General features: G+C 72.0%; 18 protein-coding genes. 10 read left to right on the top strand and 8 right to left on the bottom strand.

Going from position 1 to position 19,026, the window contains the following annotated elements; all coding sequences use genetic code 11:
- Positions 1-1,242: an MFS transporter gene (locus DFQ13_RS01125; RefSeq protein ID WP_181399783.1), complete on the bottom strand. Its 1,242-nt coding sequence runs from the start codon at positions 1,240-1,242 to the stop codon at positions 1-3.
- 362 nt (positions 1,243-1,604) lie between these two features.
- Here DFQ13_RS01125 and DFQ13_RS01120 point away from each other — a divergent pair, with 362 nt between their 5' ends.
- Positions 1,605-2,249, top strand: a complete 645-nt coding sequence (locus DFQ13_RS01120; RefSeq protein ID WP_219994208.1) for a DUF6000 family protein — start codon at positions 1,605-1,607, stop codon at positions 2,247-2,249.
- A 62-nt stretch (positions 2,250-2,311) separates the two neighbouring features.
- Here DFQ13_RS01120 and recD2 read toward each other — a convergent pair whose 3' ends face one another.
- The gene (gene recD2 / locus DFQ13_RS01115; RefSeq protein ID WP_219994206.1) at positions 2,312-4,549 is read right to left on the bottom strand and encodes an SF1B family DNA helicase RecD2; all 2,238 of its coding nucleotides are present in this window, start codon (positions 4,547-4,549) and stop codon (positions 2,312-2,314) included.
- An 85-nt stretch (positions 4,550-4,634) separates the two neighbouring features.
- Between recD2 and DFQ13_RS01110 the strand changes: the two genes are divergently transcribed.
- Positions 4,635-7,367 carry a DEAD/DEAH box helicase gene (locus DFQ13_RS01110; RefSeq protein ID WP_110078460.1) on the top strand — a complete coding sequence of 911 codons (2,733 nt, stop codon included), beginning with the start codon at positions 4,635-4,637 and terminating at the stop codon, positions 7,365-7,367.
- Here the strand turns inward: DFQ13_RS01110 and DFQ13_RS01105 are convergent.
- Entirely contained in the window at positions 7,300-8,001 is a 702-nt protein-coding gene (locus tag DFQ13_RS01105; RefSeq protein ID WP_110078459.1) for a hypothetical protein, read from the bottom strand. The genes DFQ13_RS01110 and DFQ13_RS01105 overlap by 68 nt on opposite strands.
- On the opposite strand from DFQ13_RS01105, the gene DFQ13_RS33460 reads away from it, so the two are divergent.
- From DFQ13_RS33460 to DFQ13_RS01080, 5 genes are all read left to right on the top strand, one after another.
- Complete coding sequence (locus DFQ13_RS33460; protein WP_181399782.1) at positions 7,966-8,289, top strand: exonuclease/endonuclease/phosphatase family protein; 324 nt, start codon at positions 7,966-7,968, stop codon at positions 8,287-8,289. The genes DFQ13_RS01105 and DFQ13_RS33460 overlap by 36 nt on opposite strands.
- A 52-nt stretch (positions 8,290-8,341) precedes the next feature.
- Positions 8,342-8,827 carry an NUDIX hydrolase gene (locus DFQ13_RS01095; RefSeq protein WP_110078458.1) on the top strand — a complete coding sequence of 162 codons (486 nt, stop codon included), beginning with the start codon at positions 8,342-8,344 and terminating at the stop codon, positions 8,825-8,827.
- Positions 8,828-9,125: 298 nt separating this feature from the next.
- Positions 9,126-9,956 (top strand): helix-turn-helix domain-containing protein, encoded by an 831-nt coding sequence (locus tag DFQ13_RS01090; protein WP_181399781.1) that lies wholly within the window; start codon positions 9,126-9,128, stop codon positions 9,954-9,956.
- Between the two features lie 2 nt (positions 9,957-9,958).
- Entirely contained in the window at positions 9,959-10,114 is a 156-nt protein-coding gene (locus DFQ13_RS01085; protein WP_110078789.1) for a DUF397 domain-containing protein, read from the top strand.
- Between the two features lie 19 nt (positions 10,115-10,133).
- The gene (locus tag DFQ13_RS01080) at positions 10,134-10,289 is read left to right on the top strand and encodes a DUF397 domain-containing protein (protein WP_110078788.1); all 156 of its coding nucleotides are present in this window, start codon (positions 10,134-10,136) and stop codon (positions 10,287-10,289) included.
- Positions 10,290-10,338: 49 nt separating this feature from the next.
- Here the strand turns inward: DFQ13_RS01080 and DFQ13_RS01075 are convergent, their stop codons facing one another.
- The 3 genes from DFQ13_RS01075 to DFQ13_RS01065 form a co-directional block, all read right to left on the bottom strand.
- On the bottom strand, positions 10,339-11,460 hold the full coding sequence (locus DFQ13_RS01075) for a hypothetical protein (protein ID WP_146241006.1): 1,122 nt from the start codon (positions 11,458-11,460) through the stop codon (positions 10,339-10,341).
- A 127-nt stretch (positions 11,461-11,587) separates the two neighbouring features.
- Complete coding sequence (gene tpx, locus DFQ13_RS01070; RefSeq protein WP_035289168.1) at positions 11,588-12,088, bottom strand: thiol peroxidase; 501 nt, start codon at positions 12,086-12,088, stop codon at positions 11,588-11,590.
- Positions 12,089-12,238: 150 nt separating this feature from the next.
- Positions 12,239-12,547: an ArsR/SmtB family transcription factor gene (locus tag DFQ13_RS01065; RefSeq protein ID WP_035289171.1), complete on the bottom strand. Its 309-nt coding sequence runs from the start codon at positions 12,545-12,547 to the stop codon at positions 12,239-12,241.
- Positions 12,548-12,608: 61 nt separating this feature from the next.
- Here DFQ13_RS01065 and DFQ13_RS01060 point away from each other — a divergent pair, with 61 nt between their 5' ends.
- The 3 genes from DFQ13_RS01060 (at position 12,609) to DFQ13_RS01045 (ending at position 17,310) form a co-directional block, all read left to right on the top strand.
- Positions 12,609-13,610: a zinc-binding dehydrogenase gene (locus tag DFQ13_RS01060; protein ID WP_110078455.1), complete on the top strand. Its 1,002-nt coding sequence runs from the start codon at positions 12,609-12,611 to the stop codon at positions 13,608-13,610.
- 561 nt (positions 13,611-14,171) lie between these two features.
- Positions 14,172-15,230: a DUF3103 family protein gene (locus DFQ13_RS01050; protein WP_110078787.1), complete on the top strand. Its 1,059-nt coding sequence runs from the start codon at positions 14,172-14,174 to the stop codon at positions 15,228-15,230.
- 121 nt (positions 15,231-15,351) lie between these two features.
- Entirely contained in the window at positions 15,352-17,310 is a 1,959-nt protein-coding gene (locus DFQ13_RS01045; protein WP_146241004.1) for a glycine zipper family protein, read from the top strand.
- Here DFQ13_RS01045 and DFQ13_RS32895 read toward each other — a convergent pair.
- Together DFQ13_RS32895 and DFQ13_RS01040 are read right to left on the bottom strand one after the other, a co-directional pair.
- Positions 17,201-17,932 (bottom strand): hypothetical protein, encoded by a 732-nt coding sequence (locus DFQ13_RS32895; RefSeq protein WP_146241002.1) that lies wholly within the window; start codon positions 17,930-17,932, stop codon positions 17,201-17,203. The genes DFQ13_RS01045 and DFQ13_RS32895 overlap by 110 nt on opposite strands.
- Positions 17,933-17,934: 2 nt before the next feature.
- On the bottom strand, positions 17,935-18,921 hold the full coding sequence (locus DFQ13_RS01040) for a class 1 isoprenoid biosynthesis enzyme (protein WP_146241000.1): 987 nt from the start codon (positions 18,919-18,921) through the stop codon (positions 17,935-17,937).
- Between the last annotated feature and the right edge of the window lie 105 nt (positions 18,922-19,026).

Raw genomic sequence — 19,026 nt, 5'->3', positions numbered from 1 at the left:
TCACTCCCCTGCCTGGTCGGGAACGCGGTCCGGGTCGGGTGCCGCGGTCAGCGACGGCAGGACCGCGGTGGTGTGGAGGGCGATCGCGGTCAGGCCCAGCCCGAGCACCGCCGCGACGAGAGCCGGGGCCAGCGTGGCGACGAGCGCGCCCGCCGCCAGCGGGGCCACCGCGCCCGTCCCCTCCCCCAGGGTGCGCAGGGCGGTCCCGACCCTGCCCTGCATCCCGTCCGGGGTGCGGGTGATCGCCTTGCTCTGGAACGCGATGCTCAGCGCGGGGGTGAGCGCCGAAACGGTGGCCAGGAGGACCCCCATCACCGCCGGTGGTGGGGACGCCGTGAACGCGAACGCCACGAGGGCCATCGACCACGAGACGACCAGGACCAACCTGATCGGCGGGAAGCGGCGCAGCAGGGTGGGCGCGAACAGCGCCCCGCACAGGCCCGCGACGCCCGCGGCGGTGAGCATCAGGCCGATGGTGGCGGCGGAGGCGCCGTGCAGGCGCGCGACGAGGATGACGTGGAAGTACAGCGCGCCCAGCACCAGGTTGACGCCCGCGGCCCACACGGTCATGAACCGCAGGAACGGTTCGGCCCACAGGAACCGCACGCCGTCGGCGAAGTCCCTGGCGAAGGCGGGCCTGGTGGTCTCCACCCGCGCGGGCCGCAGGTCCGAGCCGAGGGCGCGGGCGCACAGGGCGGCGACGGCGTGGCAGGCCGCGTGGACGAGGAACGGTGCCCACGGGGCGAGTTGGTACAGGCCGCCGCCGACACCCGGTCCGGCGAGCTTGGCGGCTTTCTCCCTGGCCTGGAGGGCACCGAGGGCGCCTGCCGGGTCGTCCGGCGGGAGGATCGCCCGGATCGCGCCCGACGCGGCGGCGGCGTAGCAGGCGGTGGCCGCGCCCTCCACGACCGCGGCGGCGAACAGCACCGGCAGCGAGACCCGGCCCGTGAGCACCACCAGGGCGATCGCGCCCGCCGCGCAGGCGGCGACCAGGGCGGAGACCACCATCATCGGTCGGCGCGGCACCCGGTCGGCGCAGACGCCCGCCGCCGGGGAGATGAGCACCTCGGCCAACCCGACCGCGGTGCCCAGGACCCCCGCGGTCACCGGTGAGCCGCCGAGCAGGAGCACCAGCACCGGCAGCACCAGCGCCGAGGCGTGCGAACCGAGCAGGGTGGCCGCGCCACCGAGCCAGAACAGCCGGAAGTCCCGGTGTCCCCGCACGCCCGTCCCGACCGCCACCACCCGGTTCTCCCCCATTCTGCCGAAAGCAGTAATTGATTGCGAAGAATGAATGCAGCCGCATTCGACAACCCGCCGTCCGAATTGGCGCTTCAGCAGGATAGCGTCGCGATCCGACCGTTCACATCGGCCATTCAGACCATGTTAAAAATCTGTCCACAATGGACGAGAAGGACAGGTCCTTTCGGGTGCACAAGGCGTTCACAGCGTTCACATTTGCCAGATTCCACAACCACCACCGATGCCGAGGGGGATTCCATACAGGTTCCGCTGGGGCGCCGCCATGCGCCGGGTGGAGCAATTCGGAGGGACGGGCGAGCACGTCCGCGCACCGGCGTCCGCGCCTCTGGGAGACTCCGGTCATGAGTTCCCCCGGGACGGACGACCTCGATCCGCAAGACGTCATCGACCGCCACGTGAGCGTCGGCGGGGAGGACGGCCAGCGCTACATGAGGCTCATGGAAGCGAACCCCGCCGCGCTGGGCACACCGGAGGGAGCGGCTTTCCTGCGGTCGCTGGCCGAGGCGGCGGAGCGGATCACCGACCGCGAACTCGGTGTCCTGCTCGACGCCGACTGGCGGTGCAGGCTCGTCGCGGGCTGGTTGATCGGGGTGGACCGCCGCGAGCGGTTCCGCGCCCCCGTTGGCGCCCGACTGCTCGAGAGCCGGGTCGTCTTCGCCGGGCACGGTTACTGCTTCGCGCTCGCCAGGCTCGGCACCGCCGACGACGCCGACATCCTCACGGCCTACCTGGACAACTACCTCCGCGAGACGAAGCTGCGGTACGACCAGGACTCCGCGTTCGGCGCCCTCCAGCACCTCGACGCGCGCCTGGGCACCCACCGCGCCGAGCGGTTCACCCGGCCGGGAGGGCTCTGGCAGCAGTGGGCCACCGCGAACCGGGCCGACACCACCGACCACAAGCAGCGGATCGACATCCTGTGCTTCCTCGTGCAGGAGGCCGTCGACGCCCACCGCGCGAGTCGCGGCACCGGAGACCCCGCCTGACGGGTGAGCCGTTCGGGCGAACCAGCGGGAGTGGATCACTCGCCGGGCCGGGCGCGGCCGGTTCAGAAGGCGAACTGCTGCCCGTCGGCCGTGCGGGTCGGTGGGGCCGGGGAGGGGCCGATGGCGGAGAGGCGGTGGGTGAGCAGGGTGTTGCGGCGGCGGGGGCGGTTGTCGAGGGCGCGGAAGAGGGCGCCCCGGTGGCCGACGATCACCACGAGCTTCCTGGCGCGGGTGATCGCCGTGTAGAGCAGGTTCCGTTGCAGCAACAGGTGTGGGGTGTCGTTGGTCAGGGGGATGACGACGTACGGGTATTCGCTGCCCTGGGAGCGGTGGACGGTGATGGCGTAGGCGTGGGCCAGGGTTTCGAGTTCGTCGAAGTCGTAGGTGGCGGTCTGGCCGTCGTCGAGGGCTATTTCGATGTTCTGGTCGTCTTTGTTGATGGCGGTGATGGTGGCGGTGGCGCCGTTGAAGACGCCGTAGTCGCCCTTGGTGGGGTCGTTGCGGGTGGGCATGACCTTGTCGCCGACGCGGAAGGGGCGGTCGTCGGCCCAGTGTTCGGGGGTGGTGTCGCGGGCGGGGTTGCGGTGGTCCTGCGCGAGGCGGCTCAGGGAGGTGGCGCCGGTGGCCCTGGCCTTGCCGGGGCAGAGGATCTGGACGTCGGCGGGGGTGCAGCCCTGCTTGGCCGGGAGGCGGCGGGTGGCGATGTCGACGACCAGCTCCGCCACGTCGGCGGTCTTGTCCGCGTCGAGGTCGTGGAACCAGAACTGGGGGCCGTTGACCGGGGGCCTGCCGTGCACGACCCGGTTGGCGTTGCTGACGATCCCGCTGTCGGCGTCCTGCCGGTAGATCGTGTCCAGGCGGGTGGAGGGGATGTCGGCGACGCCCAGCAGGTCGTGCAGGACCGCGCCGGGGCCGACGCTGGGGAGTTGGTCGACGTCGCCGACCAGCAGCAGGTGGCTGCCCTCGGGGATGGCGCGCAGCAGGCGTTCGGCGATCAGGACGTCGAGCATGGATGCCTCGTCCACCACGACCAGGTCCGAGGACAGCCCGTCGTTGGGGTCGAACAGGCCGCCGTCGTCGACCGGGTTGTCCCGGTGGTGCACCAGGCGGTGGACGGTGGTGGCGCGCAGGCCGGTCAGCTCCGAGAGCCGCTTGGCCGCGCGCCCGGTGGGGGCGGCGAGGGCGACGGTGGCACCGGCGGCCTTCGCCCGGCGCACCAGCGCGGCCACGGTGTGGCTCTTGCCGCTGCCGGGACCGCCGGTCAGGATCGACAGCGTCTCGGTGAGCGCCATCTCGACGGCCTCGGCCTGCCGCTCCCCCAGCGGCGGGTCCTCCTCGGCGACCGCCCCGGCCCGGCGCGGGAGCTGCGACGGCGCCGCCAGCAGCCGCCGCACGTTCTCGGCGAGCGTGCTCTCCCTGCGGTGCAGCCACGCCGGGAACACCAGCTCGTCGGTGAACAGCGCGGGCGTGCGCTCCACGACGACCGAGCCCATCTCCCGCAGCTCGTCGAGCCCGTCGCGGACCAGTTCCGGGTCCTGCCGGACCAGGGCCACCGCCGCCGCCAGCAGTTCCTCGCGCGGCAGGTAGCAGTGCCCGCCCTTGCCCCTGGCCTCGTCGAGGACGTGCAGCAGCGCCGCGCGCATCCGGGCGCCGCTGCGCTCCGGGATGCCCACCGCGACGGCGATCTTGTCGGCGATGCGGAAGCCGATCCCGTGCACCCGCTCGATGAGCTGGTACGGGTGCTGCTCCACGATCTGCCGGGCCTCGGCGCCCAGGTGTCGGTGGATGCGCACCGCCAGACCGGGCGTGACGCCGACCCCTTGCAGGAAGACCATCACCTCGCGGATCTCGCGCTGCTCGGCCCAGCCCTCGACGATCGTCGCCAGCCGCTTGCGGCCGATCAGCGACACCCCGAGCAGCAGTTCCGGGGTGGTGTCGATGACGGTCAGCGTCTCGGCGCCGAAGCGGTCCACGATTGCCTGGGCGATGGTCGGGCCGATGCCCTTGATCATGCCGGAGCCCAGGTAGGCGCGGATCGCGTGCACGGTCGCGGGCAGCACCCGCTCGCAGGTCAGCACGCGCAGGGTGTCGGCGTGCCGGGCGGTGGACGGGCGGCGGCCGGTGACCCGCAGCGTCTCGCCGGGGCGCAGGCCCGCCAGCACGGTGCCCGCGACCTTCACCGGCTCGCCGGACTCCCCCGTGCTGAGCACGGCGACGGTGTGCCCGTCGGGTCCCACGTGGATGACCCGGTCGACCACGCCTTCCACGACCTCGTCGCTGCCCTCGGGCGCGCTGGACACGCTGGCCTCCCTCCGCACTCCTGCTGATCACGTAGGGTAGCGCCGTGCGGCGGACCAGGGTGACGGACAGCGCGGGGCGACCCCGGTGACCACCGTCTCCGCGATCGTCCAGCCGCCCCCACCGTCCCGACGCGGCGGCCAAGGCCCCACCCGCGCGGTCCCGCTCGTCCGCGCCGCCGAGCGGCGGCTGCTGCACTGGTGCAAGACCACCGACCCGGCCCTGCGCCTCCCCGACCTGCCCGAGGGCACCGACGCGCGGGTCCTGCTGCCCACCGGCGAAGCGTTCGACGCCCTGCGCACCCGGCTCACCGACGCGGGGGTGGCGCACCGCTCGGTGCGGCACTGGATCGAGGACGAGGTGATCACCACGATCGGTGTGGACGCCCTCACCGTCACCACCGCCCTGACCGCCCGCGCCCGCCGCGACTGGGGCGGCCCGACCGCCGACGAGCGCGCCCATGACGCCCGCGACGCGTTCGAGGCCGTCTGGGACGCCCACGGCCCGGCCGACGTGCCCGAGGTCGAGCACGTCCCGGCCGCCGACCTGGTGCCCGCGAAGTGGCTGGACTACCTGCCGTTCCCGACGCTGAACCCGGCGCAGGCACACGCCGCCCCCGCCGTCCTGGGCTCGTCGGAACACCTGGTCATCACCGCGCCGACCGGGGCGGGCAAGACCGTGGTGGGGATGCTGGCCGCGCTGCGGGCGATCCTGGGCGAGCGGCGCAAGGCCGCCTGGCTGGTGCCCCAGCGGTCGCTGACCGACGAACTGGACCGCGAGCTGGCCACCTGGCGCGGCAAGGGGCTGCGGGTGGAGCGGCTGTCCGGGGAGTACCTGACCGACATCGAGCGGGTGCGCGCGGCGGACCTGTGGGTGGCGACCACGGAGAAGTTCGAGGCGATCTGCCGGGCCAGCTCGTTGCAGACCGCGCTGGCCGAGGTGGGCTGCCTGGTCGTCGACGAGATCCACCTGCTCGGCGCCCCCGAGCGCGGCCCGCTGCTGGAGGCGCTGCTGGCCAGGGTGCGCGGCGCGGACTCCCCGGTGCGCATCGTCGGGCTGTCGGCGACGGTGTCCAACGCGGACGAGATCGCCTCCTGGTTGCAGGGTTCGCTGGTGTCGACCACCTGGCGGCCGACCCGCCTCACCTGGCAGCTCCCGCAGATCCCCGCGACCTCGGACCGCACCACCGACGGCCTGCTGCGGATGCGCACGGCCGTCGAGCTGACCCGGCGGGTCACCGGGGACGGCGGCAGCGTGCTGGTGTTCTGCGGCACCAAGCCCAACGTCCGCACCACCGCCCTGGCCATCGCGGGTTCGCGCGGCGCGGACACCTCCGGGGTGCACATCGACGACACCGACCGGCTGCACAGGGCGTGCGCGTCGGTCGGGGTCGGCCTGCACTACAAGGACTGGGACCACAAGCGCGAGGCCGAACAGCGCTTCCGCGACCGCGACTGGGACGTGCTGGTCGCCACCACCACGGTCGCCGCCGGGGTGAACCTGCCCGCGCGGGCGGTCGTCGTGCGCGACACCCGGGTCGGCTTGGACGACATCGACGTGGCCACGGTGCTCCAGATGTTCGGCCGGGCGGGCCGGGTCGGCGCGGGCGAGCGCGAGGGCTGGGCATACCTCGTGACCTCGGAGCTGGAACGGGCCAACTGGCAGGCCGCCCTGGTCGACGGCTACACCGTGCACTCGCAGATCCACGACAGCCTGCCCGACCACGTGCTGGCCGAGGTCGTGCAGGGCCGGATCACCACGCTGCCCGAGGCAGAGCAGTGGTGGCTGCGCACCCTGAGCCACCACCAGGGCGACGAGGACACCGAACCGGTCACCGAGGCCGTCGACTTCCTGGTGCAGCACGGATACCTGGCGCTGGACGGCCCCAAGGTGGCCGTGACGGAACTGGGCCTGCTCACGGCGCGGCTCATGGTCGGCACCCGAGTCGGCGCGCAGCTACGGGCGGCGCTGAGCCGCGTCGAGGTCCCGACCGACCCGGACACCGCCGAGGACCTGTTGATCCACCTGGTGTCCCTGCTGGTCCCCGACCTCGCCCACGCCCCCGTCGCCGAACCGCAGCGCCCGGTCGTGGCCACCGTCCTCAAGGCGGGCGGCCACCGCGACCGCATCCGCCCCAGCACGGCGGTGTCCGGCCTCGGGTCGTCGGTCGCCTCCGCCCCCGGCGACCTGGCCCGGGCGGCGCTGCTGCTGGTCGCGCACTCCCCCGAGCTGTTCACCAGGCCGGGCCGGACGATCGTGGGCCTGCCCGCGAGCACCCTGTTCCCGGTCCTCGACCAAGCCCCGCGCCACCTGGCCTGGCTCGCGGCGCAGGGCTTCACCCGCACCGTGCACCCGTGGGTCGCCGTCATCGCCGCCGACCTGGCGCGGCGGGTCCGCTGGCGCAGGCTCGGCCCGACGCGCGGCGCCGGGCGGCTGCTGTGGATGTGCGAGCAGATGGCACCGCCCCCGCACACCGACGAGGACGTGCCCCGGCTGTGGCAGGCCGCCCGCTCACGCGGGCTCACCGCACCGGACTGGCCGCAGGTCACTCCCCCGCGCGGCTGCCGCCTCGACCAGCCCGACTACGCCGCCCTGCTGCGCGACCGCACCACCGGCGCAGTGCTCACCCCCACGTCGGTCACCGGCCTGACCAGCGGCGTACTCGTGGCCTGGTCGGACCACAAGGCGGTCGACACGACCGTGGCCGAGCAGGCGACCGTCGACCACCCCACAGCCACCGACTCCGCCATCTTCACCCGCCGTGGCGACTACCGGGCAACCGGTTTCCTCGCCGAGCACTACCACGCGCTCCGCGAGTGAGGTCAGCGCTGGGGCTGTGGTGGGTGAAGGCGTTCCAGAGGAGGTTGAGGGGGTGGTCGGGGCTGTGGCGGTGGCGTTCGCCGGGGCGGGCGAGGATGCCGGTGACGATCTCCATGGGTGGGGTGAGGTCGTCGGCGAGGGTGAGTTTGCGCAGGCCGGTGCCGGGGAGGGTGCCGGTGATGGCGGCGTCGGCGACGCGGTCGGTGGTGAGGATGGCACCGTGGAGGAGTTCGGCGGTGAGGAGGTTGAGGCCGTAGTTGAGTGAATCGATGGTGGCGATGACGTTGAGGGTGTGGGGGTAGTCGGGGCCGAACCACTGGCTGAGGAACTGGGCGAGGAGTCCGGCGCTGGGGGCGAGCAGCGGCAGGGTGGTGAGGCGGGTGGCGGTGACCGGGGTGTCGGGGAGTTCGCGTGGGGTGAGGTTGGTGAGCAGGGCGACGCCTTCGCGGTGCCATTCGAGGAAGTCGTAGTCGAGGTGGGGTTGTCGGCCGCGGTGGGTGGGGAGACTGCCGCAGACGATGTCGACCTGCTTGGCGTCCAGGCGTGCCCAGAGGTCGCGGGTACGAACGTGTTCGACCTTGAGGGTGACCTCGCGGCGTTGGAATTCCTCTACCGCGACCTCACCACCCGCCACGGCCTGATCGACCTCTACCGCCACCACCACCCCGACACCGTCGAACACTCCTGGGCACGACGCCCGGAACTGGGCTACCGCTACGACCACGCCCACCTCACCCCCACGCTGCTCCCCCGCGTCACCGACTGCCGCTACGACCACAGCACCCGCGAACACCACGCGGACGGGTCACGCCTGACCGACCACTCCGCTCTCACCGTCACCACGACCCTCACCCCCACCCACCCGCTGCTACCGTCGGCCCCCGTCAACCCGGCCCAGCACAACGAGCCCACCCTCTTCTGACCCCCCAGCGGCTCGCCGGGCCCGCCCCACGACCGGCGAGGAACCACCGCACGTGCCCACCCCCACACCCCGGCACGGCGCCCGTGTCCTGCTCTTGGACCCCGGCGACCGCGTCCTGCTCATCCACGCCCGCGACCCCGACAACCCCACCCACCACTGGTGGGAACTCCCCGGCGGCGGCATCGATCCCGACGAAACCCCCGAACACGCCGCCCTGCGCGAACTCACCGAGGAAACAGGGCTCACCACCATCACCCTCGGCCACCACCTCTACACCCGCGAGTCCCGATTCCACTACCGAGGCACCCACCACCACCGCATCGACCACGTCTACCTCGCCCACACCCGCACCACCACCCCCACACTCGCCCCCGAACACACCTCCAACGAAAAAGCCGGGCTCATCGAACAGCGCTGGTGGCACCCACACGACCTCATGGCCACCACCGACAAACTCCTGCCACCCACACTCCCCCAGCTCCTCGACGACCTCCTCCACGACCGCTTGGGCCCGCTCCCACTGAGCTTGACCAGTTGAAATCGGAAAGCCACCGCGCAGCAGTCACACCCTCCTGACCCCAAGAGCCGATTTTGTCTACAGTGGATAGTCCACTTCATGCGGTCCCAGCAGTCACCGAGACCCGATCGGGTGAAGCGTGGGCTCAGTTGAGCCGTCGATGTGTTGCGGTGCAGCGGTTCCCCTTAGTCTGGCCGTGTTGCGTATGGTGTGCCCCCGGTGCTGAGTGTCTGCTGATGACCGCCCCGCCGGATGCGTCCCACACTGTAAAATCCCGGCATCGACACGCGTGTGCCTTTGCGGGGGTGGAAAGGAAGACGTGTCCGGACAGAGGAAGAACCCGCAGGCGCGCGACCGCACCATCGGCGCCCAGCTCAAGGCTCTCCGACAGGAGCAGACCACGCTGAACCTGGAGGCCGCAGCTCGGGCGATCGGCTGGTCGACGGCGACGCTGAGCCGCATCGAGAACGGCAAGCGGCACATCACCAGCGAGGACGTGGCGATGGTCCTGACGACCTACGGCGTGCCGATGGCCCAGCGCGAGGAGTTGATCGAGAGCGCCCGAACGGGCGTGCAGGCCGGGTGGTGGTCGCGGCCCCTGCCCGGGGTCCTGCCCGACGTGGGCACCCTGGCCAGCTACGAAGCGTCGGCCAACGCGCTCACGAACTGGTCTTTCAGCTTCGTCCCCGGGCTGCTGCAAACGGAACGGTATGCCGCAGGCCTGATGTCGGAGGACGGCGCCGAGCCGCAGGACGTGAAGATGCGCTGGCGTGCCCGTTTGCAGCGGCAGCGGGTGTTGCCCACGATCGACTACACGGCATTCCTCCACGAGAGCGCGCTCCAACAGCCGTTCGGCGGAATTGATGCGCTCAGGGAACAACTGGGCCACCTGGTGCAGGCATCCACCCGGGGGCTCGGCGTCCGCATCGTGCGGGGGCGGATGCCACACCGGTTGCTGCTCCACCCGTGGCTGTTGCTGGACTTCCCCGACGCACCCCCGGTGCTCAACGTCGAGTTGAACGGAAGCAGTGTTTTTCTGCACGACGACGAGGTCCGCAGCTATGAGAACATGCGCTCGATGCTCGATCGCATGGCTCTGTCAAGCGCGGAAAGCCGCAGTATGATCGAGCAACTACGAGAAAGGTTGTGATCATGGAGTGGCGCAAGTCATCCCGCTCGGGCAACACCGGTGACTGTGTCGAGCTGCGGCAGGACCTGGCAGCCGTGCGGGACAGCAAGCGACCCGGCGTCACCCTGCCGGCGAGCCGGACCGCCGTCCGCGAGCTGATCACCCGACTCAGCCGCTGAATCCTGGAAGGGTGTGATCATGGAGTGGCGCAAGTCATCCCGTTCCGGCAACACCAGTGACTGCGTCGAGCTGCGGCAGGACCTGGCAGCCGTGCGGGACAGCAAGCGACCCGGCGTCACCCTGCCGGTGACCCGGACCGCCGTCCGCGAGCTGATCACCCGACTCAGCCGCTGAGCCACGCCGCGCGGGGTGGGTCACCACGGTGGCCCACCCCGCGCCGCGTTCAGCCGACCTGCCAGGTGGTGGCGCGCAGGTTGCTGATGCCCGCGCCCGGGAAGAACGAGACCGAGAACCAACTGGTGCCCACGGCAAGCCCGCCTGCGGAGATGGCCTTGACCTCCCCGCGCGGCAGCAGCATCAGCGTTCCGAGTTCGCTGAACGACGAGCCACGGGAAATGACGAACGGGCGCGGGTCGCCCGCCGCGTTCTGGGCGGAACCGACGACGTCGCCCCGGTCGTTCTGGTCGGTGATGCTCAGCGTGCGTCCGCCGGGCAGCGCCGTGGGCACCCCGGCCCGCCAGACGACGGCGGTGGCGTCGCTGTAGCCGACGATGTCCCCGGGGGTGTTCACGGCGTGGCGGATGGTCGCGACGTTGGTCCAGGCGTGGCCCGGGAGCGGGGGCAGGACGGTCATCCGGCCGTTGGCGTCCCAGGCGACCGCCCGCGTGACACCGTCGACGATGATCGTGCCGACGACGGTGCCCGCGTCGTTGATCGCGTGGACGGCCACGAGTTGGGCGCCCGTGGGCATCGGGAGCGCGGTGCAGGTGCCCGCGAGGGTGCAGCGGAGGGCTTCGCGGGGTGCTTCGAAGTCGCCGCTGTCGGTCACGGCGATGACCTGGGCGCCGCCGTTCATCGCCACGGCCTGCACGGGGGTGTCGCCGTACCGCAGCGGGGTCAGCGCGCCCGCGTGCCAGATGGCGGCGCCGTTGCTGAACGGCCTGCCCTGGAAGGTGGTGACGAGCACGTCACCGCTGTCGTTGATGTCGACCGCCTCGGTGGTGGTGGCGTCCGGCAGGTTCGGGATAGTGGTGATGGCCCCGGTGGGCGACCAGGTCGCGGCGCGGTAGCTGACCCTGCCTGCGCTCGTGCCGGTGGCGTTGATGTCGTTGACCTGCACGTCGGCGGTGCTCCCCAGGCTCACCCGGCTCCCGCCCCGGAAGAGGGAGATGGTGCCCTGGTAGGTCCCGACCGCGATCCCCGAGTCGCTGACCAGGCGGAGGTGGGAGACATCGACCCAGAACGGGACCCCCGCGTCCCCCGGCCCGCTGACCGCGGCGGCGTCCTGCGCCCCGGCGACGACGAGCGCGGATGCCAGCACAACAGCGGCGGTGCGACGAACCACAGCGACCTCCAAACCAAGATAACACCCTTATTTGGGTAAGAGTGTCATCCAGAACCGTGGTTGTCACCTGTGATTTCCGGAGTGCCGGAGCCGGGCGCCCCACCCGACCGGGTGGGGCGCCCGGGGGTCACTTCAGGGCGGCCAGCGCCGAGTCGTAGTCGGGCTCGTCGGCGATCTCACCGACGAGCTGGGAGTGCACGACCACATTGGACTCGTCCAGCACGACCACCGCGCGGGCGGCGAGACCGGCCATCGGCCCATCCTGCAGCGCCACGCCGTAGTCGGTCAGGAACTCGGCGCCGCGCAGGGTGGACAGCGTGGTCACGTTCTCCAGGCCCTCCGCCGCGCAGAAGCGGGCCTGGGCGAACGGCAGGTCGGCGGACACGCACAGCACCACGGTGTTCTCCGCCTCGGCCGCGCGCTCGTTGAACGTGCGCACCGAGGTCGCGCAGGTCGGGGTGTCGACGCTGGGGAAGATGTTGAGCACCTTCCGCTTTCCGTCGAACGCGCTCAGGTCGACGTCGGCAAGGCCCTTGCCCACCAGGCTGAAGGGGGCCGCCGCCGCGCCGACCTCCGGGAAGGCGCCACCGACGGAAACCTGGTTCCCCTTGAGGGTCACAGTTGACACGTTGTCCTCCAAGATCTTCGATCCGACAACGGCGATGCTAGAGCCCGCGCCCACCGGGGCTGCCGCCCGTCCGCTGTGATCCCCGTCAGCCCCGCCCGATCGGCCGGGGCCGCCGACCCGAGCACCTCCCCCCGACAGCTCGACGGGGCACTAGAACACGTCGCGCAGGGTCTCCAGGAGGTGGGCGATGTTCGCCTCGTCGCGGCGGTAGTAGGTCCACTTGCCCCGCCGGGTGGCGACCACCAACCCCGCTTGCCGCAGCATGGCGAGGTACTGCGAGGTGGTGGACTGCCCCAGACCCGCCCGCCGCTGGATGTCGGTCACGCAGACACCGATCTCGACGTCGTCGGGCTCCTGGCCGGGGAACCCCATCGGCTCCTTGAGCCACACCAGCAGCTGACGGCGGGTCGGGTTGGACAGTGCCCGGAACACAGCCAGCAACTCCGCCTCAGAGAACACGCGGCGATCGTAACGCACAAACACATTGACAATTCGGGATATGACGTTCCAAGATCGTGGCATGTCGACTTCGATGCGCGTGGTGGAACTCGTCCGCTTCGGTGCCGCGGACACCGCGTTCGCCACCCGAGAGCTGCCAAGACCCGTTCCCGGCCCCGGCCAGGTGCTGGTGCGCGTGCTGGCCACGTCCGTGAACCCCCTCGACCTGCAAACCCGGCGCGGCGACTACCGCGACCAGGTGGCGCTGCCCGCGGTGATCGGCAACGACGTGTCCGGCGTGGTGGTCGAGACCGGCCCGGGGGCGGACGACTTCCGACCGGACGACGAGGTCTGGTACCTGGCGCCGGTGTTCACCGGGCAGGGGGCCTACGCCGAGTTCCACGTGGTCGACCAGGCCCTCGTAGCCCGCAAGCCCGCGGGGTTGTCGCACGTCGAGGCAGCCGGTCTCGTGGTCGTGGGCGTGACGGCGTGGGAGGCGCTGGTCGAACGCGCCGGGGTGCGGGCCGGGGAACGGGTCCTGGTGCACGGCGGGGCGGGCGGGGTCGGTTCGGCCGCCATCCAGGTCGCCCGCGCGCTGGGCGCCGAGGTGGTGACCACCGCGCGGGCGGGGGACCACGAGTTCGTCACCGGGCTGGGAGCCGACACCGCGATCGACTTCTCGGTCGGTGACCCCGTGCCGCAGGTCCGCGCACTGGGCGGGGTGGACGTCGTGCTGGACACGGTGGGCGGGGACACCCTCACCCGCAGCCCGGAGGTCCTCGCCGACCGAGGCCGCGTGGTGTCCATCGTGGACACCCCCGAACCCCAGAACCTGCTCGCCGCGTGGGGGGTGAACGCGACCTACCACTTCCTCTTCGCCAGCCCCGGCCGGGCGAAGCTCGACGCCCTCGGCCTGCTGGTCGAGCAGGGCAGGCTCCGGCCGGCGATCGGCGCCGTGCTCCCGCTGACCGACATCGCACAGGCGCACGCGCTGCTGGAAGGCGGCTCGGCCCGCGAGGGTCGCCGACGTCCACGCGGCAAGATCGCCATCGCCGTGCACCCCCTGGACGAGCATCCGCTGTGATCCCAGCCGAGGGCGACGACACCGACCACCCGGTCGCAGGTCAGCCTGCCGCCGGGGTGCGGGACGACGACCTCGACCCAGGCGTGGGTGCCGTCCTGGCCGAGGAGGTGGCCGGAGACGCAGGGGGCGGACAGGCCCCGCGCCCGGCATAGCGCGAGCACGAGGTGGGCCGAGTCCTGGCAGGCGCCCCGGCTACCGGCCAGGGTGTCTGCGGCGGTGAGGGCCAGCAGCCGGGGGTCGCGCAGGGCGGCGGCGGGGAGGCGGGTCGGACCATCGAACCTGGTGCGGTGGAGGACTGCGGTGAGGTGGAACTCCACCCGCCGTTCAACCCGGGGGCAAAACCTTCACGTTCGTGTTGCCTGCGGCGTCCGGGCCGGACCAACGGGGCACGATCCGGACTCCGAGCACCCCAGGGGCCCGCACCGACAGCCGGGCGGTTCCCGCCGGACTCCGCGCCTGCGCCGCCCAACCGGTGATCGGATACGCCGTTTGTCCGCTTGTCGGATTATCGCCGACAATCCAAGGTGGAGGGAGGACCTTCACGGGAGACGGGTGGCGGCGATGGGGAAACTCAGGCACGGCGTGGTGGCGGTGGTCGTCCTCGCTTCCGGGGTGGTCGCGGCGGGAGCGGCGCAGGCGGCGCCCGCCCGACCGGACGGCGTCGGGCGGATCACCGACCGGGTGGCGCACGCGTTGGCGGTGGAACTCGGCGAGTCCGGCGCCCGGCCCGCGCTGGGCACGGCGGCGGCCGACCCCCGGGTGCTGGACCGGCGCGGTCGGCTGGCCCCGACCCTGGCGGCGGCCAACGCCGACGTGGTGACCGCCAAGGGCCTGCCCGCCGGGTCTGCCGACCTGCTGCGGGTGCGCCTGGGTGACGCGGGCATGGCGGTCGCCCTGCGCGACGGGGTGGCCCCGCTGGTCGCGGCGGCGCCGAACGATGACGAAGCAACCCGGTTCACCGCCTACGAGCCCGGTGGGCGCGCGGTGACGCTGTCGACGGTGGAGGTCCCGTCCCGGCCGGTGTTCGTGGTCGACATCGACGTGCCCACCGCCACCCGCCTCGGCCTGGACGTCCTGCGCCGCGCGACCGGCACCCGATCCATCCAAAGTGGACCGATCAAGGCGGCGGGCGGCTACTGGGCCACCCAGGTCACCCGCGTCCGCGTCGGCGACAACCAGGAGCCGTGGCCCAAGGGTTCCTCGGAGATCTTCACCCTGGCGGGCGGCTTCGGCCCGGACGGCAAGGCCACCGTCGACCCGGTCCAGATGCCCTACCTCGACGACGAGAACCGCGACTACCACCCCAACCAGCTCTTGGTGCACTGGAACCACTACAGGTACAACGCCGCCGACGTCGTGATGATGGAGGACGACGGCGACACGAACTACTCCGCGCTGGCCACCGCCCTCGCGACCGCCCTGCTGACCATTGTGGACGGTGGCGCGTACACGCCGCTGGTGACGGCGATCCTCAACGCCATGCCCGCGAGCTGGTGGGTGGACGACCCGGACTACGTCGAGTCCTGGTACACCCTCACCACCCAGACCTCGGGCACCATCACCGGCGCGCGCGGCACCGGCGTCATGGACGTGCGGCCCTACTGGGTCGAAGAGCTGTGAGGCGGTCGGGCGGGTCGACGCGACCCCCGCCTGAACGATCGGTGGCCGACCGCGGTGGCGGTTATCCGCCTGCCGCGGAGTTGGGTGGGTGGTGGTCGTCGGAATTCGGTTAACTGTGTCCGTGTCGGGACGCAAGCAACTGGTGTTGTGGGCATTGATCGTCGCGGGTCTGCTGGTCGTCGGCTTCCGCGAAGACGCGGCGACGATCACCTGGGTGCTGGCGGTCGTGGTCAGCGCGGGGGGCGTGGTCAAGTTCCTGGTCCCGCTGCTGGAGGACCGGAACTCGAGCACCAGTACCGACGCCCAGGTCGACGACGCCGCGGCCGCACTGGCGAACAAGGTCAGGCAGCAGTGGGACAAGGAGCTGCGCGCACGGGCCCTGGTCGAGGACAAGCGGTTGCCGGTGCGGTACCGGCCGTTGCACGGCGGGCCGGAGACCGAGCGGACGTGCGACGAGTTGGTGACCGCGTACGTCGACAACCCCCGTCGGATGGTGGTCACCGGGGTGAGCGGCGCGGGCAAGACGGGCCTGCTGATCCTGCTCGCCGTGGCGGTGTTGCGGCGCCAGTCGGCTAAACCCGTTCCGGTCATCCTCTCCGTCGCGGGGTGGCACCCCCGGCAGAACTTCCAGGAGTGGTTGGTCAACGCGGTGCTCGGGGAGTACCCGTTCCTGGCGAACGAGAAGCGGTACGGACCGACCGCGGTGCTCGAACTGCTGCGCCGCGGTCGGCTGTTGCCGCTGCTGGACAACCTCGACCAGATGGGTGCCGAGCCGGACACGTCCGCGCTGCGGACCATCGAGCGCGACCTGGACAGCGGCAGGCCCCTCGTCCTGGCGTGCCAGAGCGGGTACTTCGCCGCGGCCAACGCGGCCGGGACGATCCCGGAGCCGGACGTGGTGGAGTTGCTGCCGTTCCGGCCCGACGAGGTGGTCGACCACCTGCGGTCGAGAATCCCGCAGGTCGCGGTGGACCGGTGGGAGCCGGTGCTGGAGGGGCTGCGGGAGAACGCCCAGCTCGGGGCGGCGCTGGAGACCCCGTTCATGCTGACCCTGGCGCAGGACGTCTACAGCGAGCGCGACTCCGAGCCCGCCGACCTGCTGGAGCTGGCCGACGCCGACGCCATGCGGGCGGCGCTGCTGCGGGACTTCCCACGCAGGGCGCTGGACGAGCGCCCCGGATCACCCACCGACCACGAGCCCGCCACCCGGGCGCCGGGCTGGGACCTGGACCGGCAGGTCGACTGGTTGACGTTCCTGGCCCGCGAGTACGGCGAGATCGCGTGGTGGGAGCTGTGCTCGAAGGTGCCGGGGTGGGTCGTCGTCGCCCGCGGTGTCCTGGTGGGCGGTGGGGTGTCGGCGGTGCTCGGGTTGCTGCTGCTGGGTCTGTTCGGGCGGCCCGTCCTCGGTCTCGTCGTGGGTTTCGCCCTCGGCGCCGCCGGTGGGGCGCTGCTCGCCCGCGTGCCCGCCGAGCCGCCTCGCCGCTTCGCGCCCAGGCGGCTGCGCGGCGTGGAGGTCGCGCGCGACCTGGTCTTCGCCGTGGTCGGCGCGGTCGCGGGCGCCGTGGCCGTCGGGCTCGTGTTCGGCGGGCTCCCCGGCGCGGTGACCGGGTTGCTGTTCGGCGTGCTGTTCGGGTTGGTGCGCAGGTTCACCGAGCCCACGGACCCCGCCGGGATCATCACCCCCACCTCCTCGCTGCACGACGACCGGAGGGCCGTGCTCATCGCGACGGGGTCCGGTGCCGCCCTGGGCGCCGTCGTCGGCGCGGTGCTGGGCGGCTTCGTCGGGGTCGCCGACCGGGGGCTGGTCGTGCCGGTCACCAACCCGTTCCTGGTCGGGGCGCTCGGTGCGGCGGTGGGCCTGGTCCTGGGCGCCGGGGGCATCGGCCTGGCGACCTACTCGACCAGTGCCTGCGGGCGCTACGACACGGCCCGGATCTGGCTGGCCCTCACCCGGCGCACGCCGCTGCGGCTCATGCGCTTCCTCGACCACACCCACCAGCGGACCGTCCTGCGCCTGGTGGGTCCGACCTACCAGTTCCGGCACGAGCTGCTCCGGAAGCAGTTGGCGCGCTCAGGGTGACGACGGCGGAGCCACCGAGCTGCCAGAACGTGCGCAACGCCGAATCGTCCAACCGGTAGCGCGCCTCGGGGAAGCGGACACGCGGTTCCGCGCCCTCCACGGCGCGGAACTGGACCTCGCCGAGCGCGAACCCGACCCGTTCCAGGGCCGAGGGGGGATGGCTGAAATCGATCACGACCGGGGTGGCCGGGCGCTCGTCGGACAGGTGGAGCAGGCGCGCGGCGCGATCGGTGTCGGTCAGGTCGTAGAAGCGGTCGTCGGCGCTGAGGCGGACCACGGGGAACTCGCTGTCCCGCAGGTCCCGGCTGCACTCGCTCAACCACCGCTCCCCGAACCGGTCCTGGTTGCGCTCGAGGACCAGCAGGAAGACGAACCTGGCGAAGGCGTAGGCGACCACGCCCACCGCCACCAGTGCCACGGGTGTCGACCAGAGCAACCGGCTCAGCGCGAACACCACCACCGCGACCGCCGCCAGCACGACGTTCTGCCGGTGGGACCGCCCGAAGTCCGGCCTGCGCGGCCCCGCGAAGACGTGGGACAGCACCACCGGCGCCCGCACCAGGGGCACGGCGAGATCAGGGCGGGGCGGTGCGCTCCACCCCGGTGGCACCCCTCTGGTCACAGTCACACCTTCCCCCTGGCCGGACGCGGTGACAACCGGAGGTCGGGTGATGCCAGTGGCGCGGGGTGCAGCAACAGGGTGGACAGGGGGTGGCGGGCCACCGGGCTCCGACCACCGGGCCGGGGGAACCGCCTTCGGAGGTAGGACATCCACAACGCGGCGTAGACGATCGTGAACATCGGTCTCCGCCTGCCGAACCGGGCACCGAAACCGTCGGCGACCTCCCGCAACCCGGCGCAGATGCCGCCGAGGGAGATCCCACCGAGCGTGACCGCGGTCCGAACGCCCGCCGCCCTGTCCGGTTCCATGTCCTCATAGTCGTCCAGGAGCTGGAGGACGGAGCCCAGTTCGCGCACGAGGGCGGATTCCCTCCAGTGCAGCGGACCCGTCGCGACGCCGAAGAGCACGACCATCCCGTGGCCGCCCTTGCCCCGCGTGATGTCCAGGACCGAGGAGAACCCGACCGAGGGGTCGGTCTGCTCCCGTGACCTGACCTGGTACGCCTGCAACTCGAGGAGTTCGCCGAGCAGCAGCTCCAGGGCCGCCGGGTCCACGCGTTCGCGGACCGCCCGGTAGAGCCCCGCGAACACGGCCTCCACGTCGTTCGCGGCGGCGAAGTCCCCCGTGCGGAACAGGGAATCCAACCGGTTGTCGAGGTCGGGTCCGCCGAAGTGGTCGAACAGGTCGTCGTAGACGCGGGTGATGGCGCCGGTCAACACGGTCGGCTCGACGTCCAGCGGCAACCCGGCGGTCTCGGCGTACGCGGCGGCGAGGAACGTCAGCTTCACCCCGGGTCCCCGCAGCGCGTCAACGACCCGCTCGCGGACAACCGGGTCATCGACAGCGGCCGTGACAACGGGGACCACGACCCGCTCGAACACCGCGAGGTACTCCACGGCCCGGCGGCGAATCCCCGGAGTGGGGCGGGCCCAGCGCACGTGGCGGACGAGGGACCACAGGTCTCGGAGGGAGCCCTCTGTCCGACCCACTGGCCGCCACCCCCGATGAAGTCAGACATCCAGCGTAAGGGGTACGGCGCACGGATCGCCATAGGCGTGTCACTGACAGTTCGTGGCCATTCCGCCCGCCGGGAC

Source organism: Actinokineospora spheciospongiae (genome assembly GCF_003182415.1).
GTDB lineage: Bacteria > Actinomycetota > Actinomycetes > Mycobacteriales > Pseudonocardiaceae > Actinokineospora > Actinokineospora spheciospongiae.
The sequence above is the reverse complement of the archived record's forward strand: the minus strand, read 5'-3'. Positions and strand labels throughout refer to the sequence as shown.

What these genes read in the sequence shown, in the direction of transcription:
- DFQ13_RS01120 (WP_219994208.1), top strand. Translation starts at nt 1,605, where the DNA reads ATGAGTTCCCCCGGGACGGACGACCTCGATCCGCAAGACGTCATCGAC.
- DFQ13_RS01085 (WP_110078789.1), top strand. Translation starts at nt 9,959, where the DNA reads ATGGAGTGGCGCAAGTCATCCCGCTCGGGCAACACCGGTGACTGTGTC.
- DFQ13_RS01080 (WP_110078788.1), top strand. Translation starts at nt 10,134, where the DNA reads ATGGAGTGGCGCAAGTCATCCCGTTCCGGCAACACCAGTGACTGCGTC.
- DFQ13_RS01060 (WP_110078455.1), top strand. Translation starts at nt 12,609, where the DNA reads ATGTCGACTTCGATGCGCGTGGTGGAACTCGTCCGCTTCGGTGCCGCG.
- DFQ13_RS01050 (WP_110078787.1), top strand. Translation starts at nt 14,172, where the DNA reads ATGGGGAAACTCAGGCACGGCGTGGTGGCGGTGGTCGTCCTCGCTTCC.